The following is a 14,575-nucleotide window of genomic DNA, read 5'->3' on the forward strand; positions in this document are numbered from 1 at the left end:
CTAGACGAGCGTCCTCCCGCTCGTTTGGGGGTTGCGCCGGCTTCTCCCGGCCGGCGCAACTCTTCATCCCTTAGCCGGCGGCCAGCATGGTGACCTCGCCGGCAACGGTGAAATCCTTGGCGGCGATGGTGCGCCCTTCCGCCTCCGTGGCTCCGTCGCCCCGGAAGACGACCCGGCCATATTCGGGGTCGTTGATGACAAGCGATCCGTCACCGGTCTCCTCGACCGCGAGTGCTGCAAATCGGGCTTCGACGCCCGAGAGATCGGTGGCCTCGCAGACGCGGACGATCCAGCGGGTCTTGTGGCCGGCCTGTCGCAGCTCCGCATTGGCCGACGGACCGTCGGTGACGGAGATCAGTTCGCTTGCGCCGATCAGCATCACCGCGCCCCGACCGCTGCGGGCCAGTGCGAGATTGCCCTTGACCCTGCTTTCGTCGAACTCGGCGACCGGGAACCAGGCGTGGCTGAAATCCGGCTGTTCGTTGAAGGCTGAAAAGTCGAGTACGGCCAGCCCCCTGTACTGGTGGGCACGAGGGAGGGTGCCGCAACCACCCCAATAGGATGGCCGGCCGTACCCGAACTGAATGGTTTCGCCCGGATGGTTGATCCAGATCGCCGCTTCGGGGCGTTGGCCAAGGCGCAGGTGCAGCACGGTCTCCTGGTAGCCCCATTCGTTCCAGCGATAATGCGCCGCCGAGCCCATCGCGAAGTGACGGCCCTTGTAGTGATAGAGCGCTGCAAACCGGTTTTCGCCCTGGGCGAAGCGCCATTCCTGATGGGCTGCCTCGTCCTCGTGGCAGGCAACGGCGGCGAGCGCTTCCGGTACGACGAGGCCGTGGTCGCGCAGGCAGACAGCAAGCTGCGGCAGCGCATGCACCCGGCGGCCGTACCAGCCCTTGCCCCAGAGCAGGCGGGAGACACCCGACAGTTCCAGCGAGCGGCCGGCGCAGAGCGTATGCTCGTAGGAGCGCCCCTGGGCTGCCGTCACCATGCCGTGATGGGCGGAGCGGGCGATGATTTCGCAGAGACGGACGATGCCCTTCTTGGCGCGTTCGGCGATATCGGCGTCGGGCGAGAGGGCGGCGAGTGCTGTCAGGCCCTTGAGGTCGATCGGGAAATAGGGCGCCGAGTTGAACTCGGCCATTTCCCAGGCTTCGAAGTGATCGAGCCAGGCGCGAACGCGGGCAGCACCGACGGCGCTTTGCTCAGCTCCCTTGCGGCCCGAGCGGCGGAAGGTCGCCTGCGGGAAGAGGTGGCCGGCCAGATAGGCGGACGTGTGGAAGAGCAGCGCATGGTTTTCCGAGAAATACCACTGCACGTCGTTACCGGGTTCGTCCATCCAGTAGCGGAAGCCAAGGATCGCCTGGTCGATCCGATCCCGCGTCTTTTCACTGATGTCCCTGCCCCAGCTGGTGCGCGACCAGATCAGCGGCACCAGCGAGAAGTCGGCGCAGTCGTGGCAGTCCTCGATCGACGGCAGGATTTCCGTAATCATCGCATCCGTGTCGGCGCCGCCGCGGCCGCTTGCAAGCCTTGCAAAGGCGCGCACCGTGTCGCGTTCGGAGAAGCCCGAGATTTCGTCGAGCGTCTCGGTGATCCGGGCGACAAGCGCTGTCGGCGGTTTTCCCTGGCGGCCGGCATGGCAGATTTCGACGCCGAGCGAGCGCGACGCGACGAAGTCGCCTGCATTAAGCGTGATGCGGAAGTGTCGGAAATCGGCCGGCGTTTCTTCCGATGCGCCGACCCGCAATTTGCGGTCACCGGCCTTCAGCACGAAGTCGTGGTCGAAGCGCTCGGTCGACATGAAGTCGCCTTCGACCGCGACATTGACCTTGACGTCGAGCGGCAGTGCGGCTGCGAAATTGAGCGTGATGTCGCCTTCGAAATAGGCCGTGCGGTCGAAATGCATGCCGTCGAGCGCGGTTTCGATCTGTGCTGCCGCCTCGCTTGCGCAAGGGACGGGAAGGGCTACCCGTGCAGCCGGACCCGAGAGATAGTCGAGCTGGAAGAAATAGCGCGCATCGCGTTCGGCAAGGTCATCGAAGAAGATCGTGATCTCGTTGAGGCCGGCTGCAAGCGGCAGGTCGAACTCGGCCTTGGCTTCCAGGTTGCGGCTATAGGGCGCCATCCAGCCGATTTCGCTGCCGTTCAAAAAGATCACCGCGCCGCCGCAGGTGCCGAGACGGATCTTGGCGATTCCGGCTGCAACGGCTTCGATCGAGGTGCGGGCAAAGGTCGCAAGCCGTGTCGGGCGGAACCAGAAGCCGGAGAGGTCGAGCCTCGGCGATCCGAAGGGCAGCCACCAGCGGGTCGCCTCGAATTTACCGCGCACGTCCGGCCGCTTGCCGCGATAGCGCTCGGCAAAGATCGTGCGGCAGGGATATTCGTGCGGGATGAAGTTCTTGTGCTTGGTCAGGAAGAAGAAGGGGTCCATCTCGCCCTTCATCGGCTGGTCCGGCACGTCGAAGCGCTCTTCGGCAATCGCACCGAGTTGCCAGTAGCCAATCGCCTGCCCCGGAACGAGGCTCTTCTTCAGATGGAAAATCGAATTGCTCATTTCAGCTCAGCCAAGGCTACGGGGGTGACGTCGTTATATTCCTGGTTCTCGCCGGTCATGCCCCAGACGAAGGCATAGGGCCCGGTGCCGGCACCCATGTGGATCGACCAGGCGGGCGAAAGCACGGCGTCACAATCGGCGACGATCAGGTGCCGAGTTTCTCCCGGCTCGCCCATCACGTGGACGACGCGGTCCTCGGGCGCCATGTCGAAATAGCAATAGGCCTCCATGCGGCGCTCGTGCACATGCGGCGGCATGGTGTTCCAGGCGCTGCCTTCGGCAAGGTCGGTGATGCCCATCAGAAGCAGGCAGGAGGGCATGACCTCCGGATGGATGTACATGACGAGGCGGCGCTTGTTCGAACGCCTGACGTCGCCAAGCTCGATGGCCTTCGCTTCCGCCCTCTTGATCAACCGGTGCGGCAGATCGGCGCCGGCGGGCACCGAGTTCATGTAGAAGCGCGCCGGGCGATCGGCGGTCTCGCTGGAGACGACGATCTCTTTGGCGCCGCGCCCGATATAGAGCACATCGCGGTTTTCGAGCGTGAAGTGCTTACCGTCGACGGTGATCGTGCCGGTGCCGCCGAGATTGGCGATGCCCATCTCGCGCGCCGAAAGCAGATAGGGCGTGCCGATGTCGGCGCCCGATCCGAAGGAGACGCTCTTGGTCTTCGGCATTGCGCCGCCGAGGATCAACCGGTCGACATGGGTATAGGTGAAATTGACAGTGTCTTCCGCGAAGAGATCGCTGATCAAGAACTCGCGGCGAAGCCGCGCCGTGTCGTATGTCTTGATGTCTTCGGGATTGGCCCCGTAGAGAACCTTCATCGTCATGCTGCCTGTCCTTCCGCGCCGACATGATGCAGGGCTTCGGAAAGGCACAGGATTGCCAGTGCCTGGCCATAGCCGGTCGGCTGAATGGGGATGTCCTTGTAAAATTGCAGGTCGTGGCCCATGCGCGTGCCGTAAGACACGTTGAGCACGGTACCGGTCTCGTCGATGTTGCGCATCACGGCGTCCAGCGCCCGCAGGCCGGCGGCGCGCCAGACCGGCGTGCCGTAGCCGAGGCGGTAACCTTTCAGCAGACCGTAGCCGATGCCGGCGGTCGCCGAGATCTCTTCATAGGAACTTGCATCGTCGAGCAGCGTACGCCAGGCGCCCGAAGCGGTCTGTAGCGGCAGGAGCGCTTCGACCTGGGTGACGAGCATGCCGCGCAGGTATTCTTTCACCGGTGCGGCGATCTCAGCGAGATCGAAGAGATCGAGCATGCCGGCGGTGATCCAGGCATTGCCGCGGGCCCAGCGGGCACGGGCGAAATTGTGCCGGCCGTCGAAGGTCCAGCCGTGGAACCAGAGACCCGACTGGGTGTCGGCGAGATAGCGGGCATGGACGAGAAACTGCCGCGAGGCCTCGTCGACCAGTTCGCGCCGGCCACTTGCCTGGCCGTAGGACGCGAGGAAGAGGGCGACCATGTAGAGTGTGTCGTCCCAGAGTTCGTTGTCGTTGACCTTGTCGGAGACGTGATGCTCGAAACCGCCTTCCGGCGTGCGGCCCATTTCGCTCATCACCCGGTCCGCCCATTCGTCGAGCAGCGGCTTCCAGCGCGGGTTTCCGGTTTTCGCCCAGAGCACGGAGAGGCCGAGCATCGGCGCGGTCGTGTTGACGTTGAGTTCCGGCAGGCCGGCGGCCAGACGGCCTTCGTACCACCCCTCGATCAACTGGCGGATATCGTTGCGACCGGTGAACAGCCAGAGCTTGATCAGGCCATAGAGGCCGACGCCCTGCGGCCACTCCCAGCTGTCGAAGCTGATGTAGTCGCCGGCGGTCCCATCGAGGTTCGGCTCGTCGAACCGGCCGTCATGCTTGAGACCGGTCATGCCGGCAACAAGACGATCGAGACCCAAACGAATGTCGTGGGCATTCAGGCCCATGGCGTTCCTCCTCCTTAGCCGCTCTTCCCTCGGCTTTCTTGAGAGAGATAAAGGCATGACGATTTTAGTTGCGCAATATGAAAATTTTTCTCAGTATTGTGGCAAGGGAGAGCCGAATGATCACGAAACCGCTGCCGGGCAAACGCGGGAAGAAGAGCAAGAAGGTGCGGTTGGAGGATATCGCCGAGGCTTGCGGCGTGTCCCTGAGTACGGCGTCACGGGCGCTCGCCGGCGAAAAGGGCGTGCGTGCCGAAATCCGCCAGAAGGTGCTGGAGGCGGCGAAGAACGCCAACTACGTCATACCGACAGCGGTCGCGGGGCAGAAGGTCATCGTAGCCGCGTCGAGTGCGGCGATGATCGACTATGTGCGCAACCAGTTCACCCACTATGTGCTGGAGGGGCTGAAGGAGCGGGCACAGGCGCTGGATCTCGAAATCGTCACCCGGCCCATTGCTGACCGGAACGAAGAGCTGGCCGTGCTTGCCGAGGCCGAAGGCGACGAACAGGTTGCCGGTCTCTTGTTTCTGACCATTGACGACGAGGGCATGCTGGCGGCGACGCGCGGCTTCGACAAGCCGGTGGTGCTTCTAAACAGCGACGACCCGTTCATGCGGCTGTCGAGCGTCACGCCGTGCAACCGCTCGAGCGCGCGTCTTGCGACCGACCATCTGACCGAACTCGGACATGAGCGCATCCTGTTTTTGATGCGGCCGGGGCGGCGCACCATCGAGCGGCGCTACGAGGGCTGGCGCGATGGCCTGCTGGCGAAGGGCTTGCCTATCGATGACGACCTGCTCGTCACCGTCGAGGACTGGCTGCCGGAACTGGCGATGCAGGCGCTGATGCAGCGCATCGCCGAGCGCGGGCTCGATTTTACAGCGGTTCTTGCCGCGGGCGACAGCCTTGCCGTCGGCGCCATGGTCGGCATCCAGCAGAAGGGTTTTTCGGTTCCGGGCGACGTCTCGGTCATGGGCATGGACGACCTGCCGCAGGCGGCCTTCCTCAACCCGCCGCTGACGACCATGCACATCCCGATGCGCGAGATCGGCTCGGTCGCCCTTGATCTCCTGCGCGACACGCTCTCCGGCATCCCAGCGCCACCGCGCCGGGTGGAGCTTGCCTGCCACCTTGTGCCGCGCGCCTCGACGGCGCCGCCACGCGGCGCCTAAGCGCCCGGTGGAGCTGTTACGAGAGCCAGCCCGGCAACCGCGCCGGCACACGGCCCGTCAGCGCCGCCTCGACGCAATCGGCAAGACTGCCGAAGCGAACGGCACGGCCGGAGAGGCCTGGGCCGTAATGGGCGTATTTGCCGGAATTGGTCATCAGCGCCCGGGTCTTCGTCGGGAAGACCGGCTCGGAGATCGAGCACCAGCAGAGATCCGGAAGCACCTGGATGCCGCTTGCCTGGAGCCGCCCGAGCACGCCTTCCTCCCGCGCGGCTGCAATCGCATCCCGTCCGGCGGTGACGATGACGGCGACATCGCCGTGCCGCGTGCGGCCGTCGAAGGCATCGGCGAGCGCCCGGCATTCCTCGAGCGAGGCGTGCGGGCTGCCGATGGCGACAAGTTCGATTTCAGCCGGTCCTTCGTTGAAATGCACCCACGCCTCAGCCATGTCGGCGCGCGTGATGGTCACGTGGTCGGCGTCTGCGGCAGCGGCGCCTTCAGCTTCAGGGGTGACGCCCTCGACGTGCAGCATCGGAGCGGCTGACGTGGTGCCGAAGGCGGCGCAGAGCGCCTTCAGGTCGTCGCGCGAGGGCCTTGCGGGGCCAAGGCCGCGCAGCAGCGGGATGCGATCCGGCGCGGCCTTGCCGGCGAGATAGCCGATCAACGGCCAGAAGGCGTCGTCGATCGCCTTGGGGAGTTCGACGTCGATGATGCGTTTGGCCTTGCGCGGTGCATCGAGATAGACACCGCAAAGCGGCGCGCGGCCGGTGAGCGCGATGCAGAGGTCGAGAAAGTCAGGATGCTTTGCCGTGCGGGCGCCAAGCACTGTGTTGGCGAAGATCACGGCGTTTGACTCCGCCCATGCAATCGACTCTCCGGCCTTCGGCGCGCTGTCGAGCAGATAGGGCGAGCAGGTGAAGGTCGGGCGGCAGCCCATGCGCACATAGGCATCGGCCAGGCGCGCGGCTGGATCGCCAAAGCTCTCCGGCACGCCCTGCGCCTGCCAGTTGGCGCGGTCGACCGAAATCGCGTTCATCGTCGTTGGCACGCAAACCTTGGCGCCCATGTCGGCCATCTTCTCGGCGAAGGTGAGGTTGGCGGGGCTCGCGTAGATGCAGCCGTCGATATGGCCCTGGACGACGTCGACCAGCTTTTCAGCGCCCTGCCCAGCCGCCATCGCCGCGATGATGCGCATGGCCTGCTGCACCGCGATGCCGTCGCGGCCGTCAAGCATCGCCCGGTCGTTCTCTGTCAGGTCGAGCGCCGTCGTCGCCGGTGGTTCGACCGCGATGGTCAGGCCGTCCGCTTCAATGGCTGTGTCGCTGATGCGGGCCGACTTCGCCTCGGAAAGCGCCTTGAAGGCGTCGCGGGAAAGCCTGAGGACCGGCAAGGACTTGCCGAACATCTCGGCCGCAATCAGCGCGCCGAGCGTCAGCACGTCCTCAGCCTCGCAGAAGACCAGCGCTGCCGGTGCGCGGCCGGTCAGCGCCATGTCGAGCAGAACGCCCGAACCGGTGCACGAGCCGCGGCTCGACGGCATCATCAGGATGCCGCCGGTGAGACAGAGGCCATGCAGCGGATGGTGCACGTCGATCACCCGGCCGGTCGCCGGATCGACCCCGCCCCAGAAACTCAACGCCTCCTCGGTGGCGATGATGGCGCCATCGGCGGAGCCGGGAAGAATGCTGCGGGCGGAGATCGCTTGGGTCATTTTACGACAAATCCATGAGCAAAGGGGTCGCGGTCATCGATGAAGATGGTGTTGATGCCGGTCATGCGGGCCCAACCGGCAATCGACGGGATAATGGCGTCACGGCCGGCGACCTTGGTCGCCGCCTCGACGCGGCCCTTGAAAAGCGAGCCGATGATCGACTCGTGCACGAAGTCGTCACCAACCCCAAGCTTGCCCTTGGCGGCAAGCTGCGCCATTCGCGCCGAGGTGCCGGTGCCGCAGGGCGAACGGTCGATCGCCTTTTCACCGTAGAAGACGGCGTTGCGCGCATGCGCTTCGGCCTGCGTCGGCTTGCCGGTCCACTGGATGTGGCTGAGACCCTGAATTTCCGGATGCTCCGGATGGACGAACTCGTACTTGGCGTTGAGCGCTGCGCGCAGCTTCGGGCTCCAGCCGACCAGTTCGCCGGCCGTGTGGTCGGCCATGTCGCGAAAATACTTCTGCGGCTCGACGATGGCGTAGAAATTGCCGCCATAGGCGACGTCGACGACGATCTCGCCGAGACCCTCGACCTCGGCCGTTAGCCCTTCGGCATAAAGGAAGCCCGGCACGTTGGTGAGGCGCACCTCTTCGACGAAGCGGCCCTCCTGGCGATAGGTGATGTCGACCTTGCCGGCAGGCGCGTCGATCGACAGCTTGCCCGGCTCGCGCGGGGTGATGAGCCCGTTCTCGATCGCCATGGTGATGGTCCCGATCGTGCCGTGGCCGCACATCGGCAGGCAGCCCGAGGTTTCGATGAACAGCACCGCGACGTCACAGTCCGGCCGCGTCGGCGGATAGAGGATCGAGCCCGACATCATGTCGTGGCCGCGCGGTTCGAACATCAGGCCGGTGCGGATCCAGTCGAATTCGCGCAGGAAATGCGCCCGCTTCTCCAGCATGTTTGCGCCTTCGAGCCGCGGCCCGCCGCCGGAAACGAGGCGGACGGGATTGCCGCAGGTGTGGCCGTCGATGCAGGAGAAGGTGTGGTTGGCCATGATCGAAACTCTGTCAGAAACGTTGCGGCGAGAAGGGTTTGATGTCGATGGCCGGCTGGTGGCCGGTCAAGAGGTCGGCAACGAGCCGGGCGGTGCCGGCCGATTGTGTGAGGCCGAGGTGGCCGTGGCCGAAGGCGTAGATCACGCGGTCGGTGGCACGAGCGCGGCCGATCGCCGGAAGGCTGTCGGGCAGCGACGGGCGGAAGCCCATCCATTGCACGCCACCCTCGCTCTTCAGGCCCGGCAGGAAGGTCTGCGCCTTCTTCAGCATGGCCTCGGAGCGGCGGAAGTTCGGCGGCAGCTTCAGGCCGCCGAGTTCGACGGCGCCGCCGACGCGAATGCCGGTCGAAAGCCGTGTGACGACGAAGCCGTGACCGCCGAAGGTGACCTGGGTGCGCAGATCAAAGGCGTTCTGCGGCAGCGTGGTGTTGTAGCCGCGCTCGGTTTCAAGCGGGATGCGCTCTCCGAGCGTACGGGCGACCCGGTGCGAGAAGGCACCGGCCGAAAGCACGACGTGAGCGGCGCGCCGCGTGTTGCCGTCCTTGCTCGTCAGCTCCACGCCACCGCCGATCGGCTTCAGGCCCACGACCTCGGCACGCTCGATGACGCCGCCCCTGGAGCGGAAGTGGTCGGCGAGTGCCAGCGTGTAGAGCTTGGGATCGGCGATCGAGTACCAGCCGGGGGTAAAGGTGCCGTGCGTGAAACGCGACGCGAGCCCGGGCTGGATCTCGGCCATTTCGGCCGCCCCCATGTGGCGGAACTCGATGCCGTGTTCGGCCCGTGCCTTCCAGCCGGGAAGCGATGCCTTGATCTCCGCCTCGCTTTCATAAACCTGGAGATTGCCGTCCTTGTACAGCATCGGCAGAGTGCCGGTCGCCGACAGGAAAGGTACCAGTTCGGCCTTGGAAAGATCCATGATCGCCGTCTGCGCTGTCGTCGAGTGGGCGACGCGGCTCGGCGAGCAGGCCCGCCAGAAGCGGAACATCCAGGGCGCGATCTGCGCGGCATAGGCCGGCGGAACGCTCAAGGGTCCGAGCGGGTCGAGCAGCCACTTCGGCGCCTTCTTCAGGATGCCTGGCGAGGCGAGCGGCAGGATGTCGGTGAAGGCGAAGGCTCCGGCGTTACCCGCCGAGGCACCTGCCGCCGGGCCTTCCCGGTCGAGCACGGTGACGTGAAGCCCCCGTGCCTGGGCGGCGATCGCCGCCGAAAGGCCGACGACGCCGGCGCCGATGACGATGACGTCAGGCTGAAATGCATCCTTCATGATCGGCTCAGTGCGTCGCTGCGAGGAACTTCTTGAGTTCCGGGTCCTTCGGCGCGCCGAAGAGCGCTTCCGGTGCTGCGATTTCGGCCATCACGCCCTTGTGGAAGAAGGCGACCCGGTCAGAGACTTCGCGGGCAAACTTCATCTCGTGGGTGACGCAGATCATCGTCATCCCTTCTGACGCAAGCATGCGCAGCGTGTCGAGCACTTCACCGACGAGTTGCGGGTCGAGCGCCGAGGTCACTTCGTCAAACAGCATGTATTCCGGCGACATGGCGAGCGCGCGGGCAATCGCCATGCGCTGCTGCTGGCCGCCCGACATGCGGGTCGGGTAGACTGAGAGCTTCTCGCCGAGGCCAACGTGCGTGAGTTGCTTGACGGCGATCTCCTCGGCTTTCTCCTTGGAGAGGCCGAGCACCTTGCGTGGCGCCAGCGTGACGTTTTCAAGCACTGTCAGGTGCGGGAAAGCATTGAACTGCTGGAAGACGATGCCGAGCTTGCTGCGCAACTTGTTGAGGTTTGTCGATTTTGCGTGGACCTCGGTGCCGTCGACGAGGATGCGGCCGGCATCGATCGGCTCGAGACCGTTGATGCAGGTGAGCAGCGTCGACTTGCCGGAACCGGAGCCGCCAATAATGGTCAGCACCTCGCCCTTGTTGACGGTGAGGTCGATGCCTTTGAGAACCTCCAGCGAGCCGAAGGATTTGCGAACGTTCTGGATCTCAATCATTGGACCACCGTTTTTCAAGGTAACCGCCGAGCCGGGCGATCGGGAAGCTGATGAGGAAGTAGATGGCGCCGCAGATCAGAAGGATCAGCAGCGGCTCCTGGAGGCGGGTGACGAGCACCTGCGAGGCGCGCAGCAACTCGATCAGGCCGAGCCAAAGGACGAGTGCCGAGTCCTTCATGACGCCGAGCGTGAGACCGATCCAGGAGGGCAGCGAGACGCGTGTCGCAAGCGGCGCCACGATGTAGCGCATGTCCTGCCACCAGGTCATGCCGAGCGAACGGGCCGCACGGCGCGTCGTCGGCGGAACCGAGGAAATGCCGCCGCGTACGATCTCGGTGCAATAGGCGGCCGTATAGAGCGACAGCACCACGCAGGAGGTCGTGAACGGCGCCCAGCCGAGCTTGGCGATCGCCTGGAAGGCGTTCGCCAGCACCAACTGGATGAGCAGCGGCACCGAACGGAAGACGTCGAGCACGAAGGTAAGCGGCGCGCCCCAATAGGGGCCGACCTGGTTGCGCACGACGCCGAAGATGATGCCGAGCACGGTGCCGGCCGTCACGGAGACGGCGGTGACCGCGAGCGTCATCAGGGCGCCCTGCAATAGGAAGCCGAGATCAGCGAGGGTGAGGGCGGTATTGAACATCTCTCACCTCTCCTAGTAGCGGAACATGCGCGCGGCGAGCAGACGTGCTCCGAGCGTCACGGCCTTGGCGATCAGGTAGTAGATCACCGCGGCGATTGCGAAGAATTCGAACGTGCGGAACGAGCGGGCGTTCAGCTCCTGGGTGATGCCGGCGAGATCGGTGTTCATGCCGACCGTGACGCCGAGCGAGGTCATCAGGATTGCCCAGACCATCTGGTTGGTGACGGGCAGGAAGGCGATGCGCAGCATCTGCGGCATCACGATGTAGCGGAAGGCCTGGACCGACGTCATGCCGAGCGATCGGCCGGCGCGCGTCTGGGTCTCGGGAATGGCCTTGAGCGCACCGCGGAAATTCTCAGCGAGATAACCGGCATTGTTGAAGGCGATCCCGACCAACAGTGCCATATAGGGGCTCAGATGGATGTTGAAGTTATTGAAGCCGATTTGAGCCATATAGGGCGCCAGATAGATATTCAGGCCGCCGAGGCCAAAATGGGCCATGTAGATCTGGAACAGCGCCGGCGTGTTGCGGGCGATCTCGACCCAGGCAGTGGCGAAGCCACCGAGGATGCGATTGCCGGACAGGCGGCAGGCCGTGAGCGCCAGCGCCAGTGCCAGGCCGATGACCATCGAGAGCAGGGCCACCTGCAAGGTGACCAGCGCTCCGTCGAGCATCTGCGGCAGGGCTTTCAGCGCCTGGTTCCAATGGAAGGTATAACTGAACATGTTTCGTCTCGCCTCTTCGGAAACGAAGAGCGGCGCGAGCCAGAGCGGGATGAGGAAAAGTGTCTGCGGTTTTCCGCCCGCATCCCGCTCTAACTTATAGATCGATCACGTTCATGATTTTGGGTCGTTGGACCCAAAATCATCGTGATCTGACTTCGCGCCGCCAAATGGACGGCAGATTAGCGGTATACGCCCTTTGCCGTCAGGTCGGGAAGCTCGCCGCCGACCCACTTTTCATAGAGCTCAGCATAACGGCCGGTACGGACCTGCTGGTTGATGAAAAGGTTGAGGAAGTTGATGAAGCCGTATTCTTCGCGGTTGGTGAAGAGCGCGACATAGTCTGTGTCGAACGGCGCCTTGCCGACGACGGCAATGCCCGGGAACTTGCCGGTCTTGACGTTGGCCTGGGCAACCGTCGAGGTCGAAACCGTGGCGTCGATCTGGCCCTGGCTGAGCGCCAGGAACACGTCGGCCTGGGTCTGGTACGGACGGAATTCGCCTGCACCCCATTCCTTGACCTGCTTTTCGAGCGCGATCGCTTCGAACGTGCCGGCGGTGGCGCCGACGACCTTGCCCTTCATGTCTTCGAAGGACTTGACGCCCGACTTTTCGTTGGCGGTGACGGCCATTTCGAAGGCGAAGTAGGGGATCGTCATGCCGACGGTCTTGGCGCGCTCAAGCGTGTCGGAGGTCGAGGCAACACCGACGTCGACACGGCCCGACATCAGGGCGGGGATACGCTCCGGGAACGGGGTCTCCACGATTTCGGCGGTGACGCCGAGTGCCTTGGCAAGGTCGTTGCAGTAGTCGACGTCGAAGCCGATCGGGTTGTTGTTCTCGTCGCGAGAACCCATCGGCGGGAAGTCGAGTACCACTGCACAGCGCAGCGTACCCGAGCCGATGACGTCATCCAGCTTGTCGGCATGGGCCTGGCTGGTCAGAGCAGCGGCCGCAACGAGGCCGAGCGCGAGCACCGAAGTCTTCATTATCTCTCTCCCTGAAATGAGTGCCGTTTGACGGCTGACGCACTATTCCGTTTTAGAGAACGTAAATCAATAGAAAAATACAAGTAGTATACAAAAAGTATATGATCGTAACGCAGAATGTGCGCAGGGATCCCATTTGTTTCGCCAAATGGGGTCCCTGCGCAGCGATCTGTCGTGTGACGAAAGTGAGAGCGTGGTGCGTACGGGGAAACCGCACGCATTTTTCCTCGCTCCGTTTTAGCCCTGGAAGTCCTCGGGCAGCAGCGCTTCCGGCATGTTCTGGTAGGAGACCGGACGCAGGAAGCGACGGATCGACAGGGTGCCGACGCTGGTGGCGCCGAAATTGGTCGAGGCCGGATAGGGGCCGCCATGGACCATGGAATCGACCACCTCGACGCCGGTCGGGAAGCCGTTGACGAGCACGCGGCCGGCCTTGCGCTCGAGGATCGGCCGCAGGCGGCGGGCCGTTTCGAGGTCGCCCTCATCCATGTGGAGCGTGGTCGTCAACTGCCCTTGGAAACCACGGGCAAGCTGTTCCATTTCGCCAGTCGAGCCGACACGGACCACGAGGCCGAGCGGGCCGAAGACCTCTTCACCGAGCGCATGGTCGCCAAGGAATTGCTCGCCGGTCGTCTCATACAGGTTCGGCGACGCCGAACGGCCGGAGGATTCGGTCGTCAGCAGCGGCTTGACGGCGTTGCGGCTTTCAAAGTGCGCCTTGCCGTCGTGATAGGCCTTGCCGATGCCGTCCGTCAGCATCGTCTGCGGTGCGACCTTGGCGAGCGCCTCGACGGCGGCCGTCGTGAAGCGGTCTGCGTCAGCGCCTTCGACGACGACGGCGATGCCGGGATTGGTGCAGAACTGGCCGGCACCCATGGTGAGCGAACCCGCCCAGCCCTGGCCGAGCGTTTCGGCGCGGGCCTTCAGCGCTTCCGGCAGCAGGAACATCGGGTTGACCGAGCCGAGCTCGCCGAAGAACGGAATCGGCTCAGGGCGGGCGGCGCAGAGATTGAAGAGGGCGCGGCCACCAGCGAGCGAACCGGTGAAGCCGACAGCCTTGATCAGCGGATGCTGCACCAGCGCTTCGCCGACCTGGCGGTTGCCGCCCTGGATCAGCGAGAACACGCCCGGGTGAACGCCGGTCTTGCGGATGGCGGCTTCTACGGCCTGCGCAACGATCTCACCGGTGCCGGGATGGGCCGAGTGGCCCTTGACGACCACGGGGCAGCCGGCAGCAAGGGCGGCAGCGGTGTCGCCGCCGGCGGTCGAGAAGGCCAGCGGGAAGTTCGAGGCGCCGAAAACGGCGACCGGGCCGATCGGCCGCTGGATGAGGCGGATTTCAGGCCGCGGCGCCGGCTGGCGCTCGGGCAGGGCCGCGTCGAAGCGACGGTCGAGATAGTCGCCCTTCTCGATGTGGTCGGCAAAGAGGCGGAGCTGGCCGGTGGTGCGGCCGCGCTCGCCCTGCAGGCGGGCTTCCGGCAGGCCGGTTTCCTGGGTGCCGATCTCGGTGATCGCCTCGGCGCGCGCCTCGATCTCATCGGCGATCGCGCGCAGGAAGGCGGCGCGTTCCGCGCGGGTCGAATAGCCGTAGCTCAGGAACGCTTCTTCGGCGGCTTCGGCAGCCCGGTTGACGAGGTCCACGGTGCCGGTGGCAAACTGATGGACCGGGCCGTGGGCGGGAACGGACGCGAAAGTGCCCGCTCCGTCGAGCCATTCGCCGGCAACCAGGTGTTTTCCTTTGGGGGTGAAGGCCATCTTGCGATCCTTTCTTGCGATCCCGGATTGCCTTTTGTGGCAGAGGAGATCATGGCTGAATTGCACTTGTCGGATCTTTGTATACTATATGTATGCAGAACATCAATCG

At 64.6% G+C, this 14,575-nt stretch carries 12 protein-coding genes; 1 reads left to right on the plus strand and 11 read right to left on the minus strand.

The genetic code is table 11. The features are described from left to right. Nucleotides 1-70: 70 nt before the first annotated feature. From MKZ91_RS03885 to bglB, 3 genes are read right to left on the minus strand one after another with little or no spacing between them, the layout of a single operon-like run. On the minus strand, nucleotides 71-2,557 hold the full coding sequence (locus MKZ91_RS03885) for a hypothetical protein (RefSeq protein WP_336168163.1): 2,487 nt from the start codon (nucleotides 2,555-2,557) through the stop codon (nucleotides 71-73). Further along, nucleotides 2,554-3,390 (minus strand): 5-dehydro-4-deoxy-D-glucuronate isomerase, encoded by an 837-nt coding sequence (kduI, locus tag MKZ91_RS03890; protein ID WP_336168165.1) that lies wholly within the window; start codon nucleotides 3,388-3,390, stop codon nucleotides 2,554-2,556. The genes MKZ91_RS03885 and kduI overlap by 4 nt, the downstream gene beginning before the upstream one ends. Continuing rightward, complete coding sequence (gene bglB / locus MKZ91_RS03895; protein ID WP_336168167.1) at nucleotides 3,387-4,487, minus strand: beta-galactosidase BglB; 1,101 nt, start codon at nucleotides 4,485-4,487, stop codon at nucleotides 3,387-3,389. The genes kduI and bglB overlap by 4 nt, the downstream gene beginning before the upstream one ends. Nucleotides 4,488-4,603: 116 nt before the next feature. On the opposite strand from bglB, the gene MKZ91_RS03900 reads away from it, so the two are divergent. Next, nucleotides 4,604-5,656 carry a LacI family DNA-binding transcriptional regulator gene (locus MKZ91_RS03900; protein ID WP_336168170.1) on the plus strand — a complete coding sequence of 351 codons (1,053 nt, stop codon included), beginning with the start codon at nucleotides 4,604-4,606 and terminating at the stop codon, nucleotides 5,654-5,656. A gap of 16 nt (nucleotides 5,657-5,672) precedes the next feature. Here MKZ91_RS03900 and lhpI read toward each other — a convergent pair whose 3' ends face one another. The 8 genes from lhpI to MKZ91_RS03940 all read right to left on the minus strand — a co-directional run bounded on the left by lhpI (nucleotide 5,673) and on the right by MKZ91_RS03940 (nucleotide 14,466). Continuing rightward, a complete protein-coding gene (gene lhpI, locus MKZ91_RS03905) occupies nucleotides 5,673-7,364 on the minus strand; it encodes a cis-3-hydroxy-L-proline dehydratase (protein WP_336168171.1) in 1,692 nt (563 codons plus the stop codon). Next, the gene (locus tag MKZ91_RS03910) at nucleotides 7,361-8,362 is read right to left on the minus strand and encodes a 4-hydroxyproline epimerase (protein ID WP_336168173.1); all 1,002 of its coding nucleotides are present in this window, start codon (nucleotides 8,360-8,362) and stop codon (nucleotides 7,361-7,363) included. Before MKZ91_RS03910 ends, lhpI begins: the two co-directional genes overlap by 4 nt. Nucleotides 8,363-8,375: 13 nt before the next feature. Next, nucleotides 8,376-9,626, minus strand: a complete 1,251-nt coding sequence (locus tag MKZ91_RS03915) for an NAD(P)/FAD-dependent oxidoreductase (RefSeq protein WP_336168175.1) — start codon at nucleotides 9,624-9,626, stop codon at nucleotides 8,376-8,378. Nucleotides 9,627-9,633: 7 nt separating this feature from the next. Beyond that, nucleotides 9,634-10,356: an amino acid ABC transporter ATP-binding protein gene (locus MKZ91_RS03920; RefSeq protein WP_336168176.1), complete on the minus strand. Its 723-nt coding sequence runs from the start codon at nucleotides 10,354-10,356 to the stop codon at nucleotides 9,634-9,636. Then, nucleotides 10,349-10,999: an amino acid ABC transporter permease gene (locus MKZ91_RS03925; RefSeq protein WP_065373387.1), complete on the minus strand. Its 651-nt coding sequence runs from the start codon at nucleotides 10,997-10,999 to the stop codon at nucleotides 10,349-10,351. Before MKZ91_RS03925 ends, MKZ91_RS03920 begins: the two co-directional genes overlap by 8 nt. A gap of 12 nt (nucleotides 11,000-11,011) precedes the next feature. Then, nucleotides 11,012-11,725, minus strand: coding sequence for an amino acid ABC transporter permease (locus MKZ91_RS03930; protein WP_336168179.1), 714 nt, complete (start codon nucleotides 11,723-11,725; stop codon nucleotides 11,012-11,014). A gap of 179 nt (nucleotides 11,726-11,904) precedes the next feature. Continuing rightward, nucleotides 11,905-12,711 carry an ABC transporter substrate-binding protein gene (locus MKZ91_RS03935; protein WP_336168181.1) on the minus strand — a complete coding sequence of 269 codons (807 nt, stop codon included), beginning with the start codon at nucleotides 12,709-12,711 and terminating at the stop codon, nucleotides 11,905-11,907. 237 nt (nucleotides 12,712-12,948) lie between these two features. Continuing rightward, nucleotides 12,949-14,466 carry an aldehyde dehydrogenase (NADP(+)) gene (locus tag MKZ91_RS03940; RefSeq protein ID WP_336168183.1) on the minus strand — a complete coding sequence of 506 codons (1,518 nt, stop codon included), beginning with the start codon at nucleotides 14,464-14,466 and terminating at the stop codon, nucleotides 12,949-12,951. Between the last annotated feature and the right edge of the window lie 109 nt (nucleotides 14,467-14,575).

It is taken from the genome of Ensifer sp. MJa1, from assembly GCF_037026475.1.
GTDB lineage: Bacteria > Pseudomonadota > Alphaproteobacteria > Rhizobiales > Rhizobiaceae > Ensifer.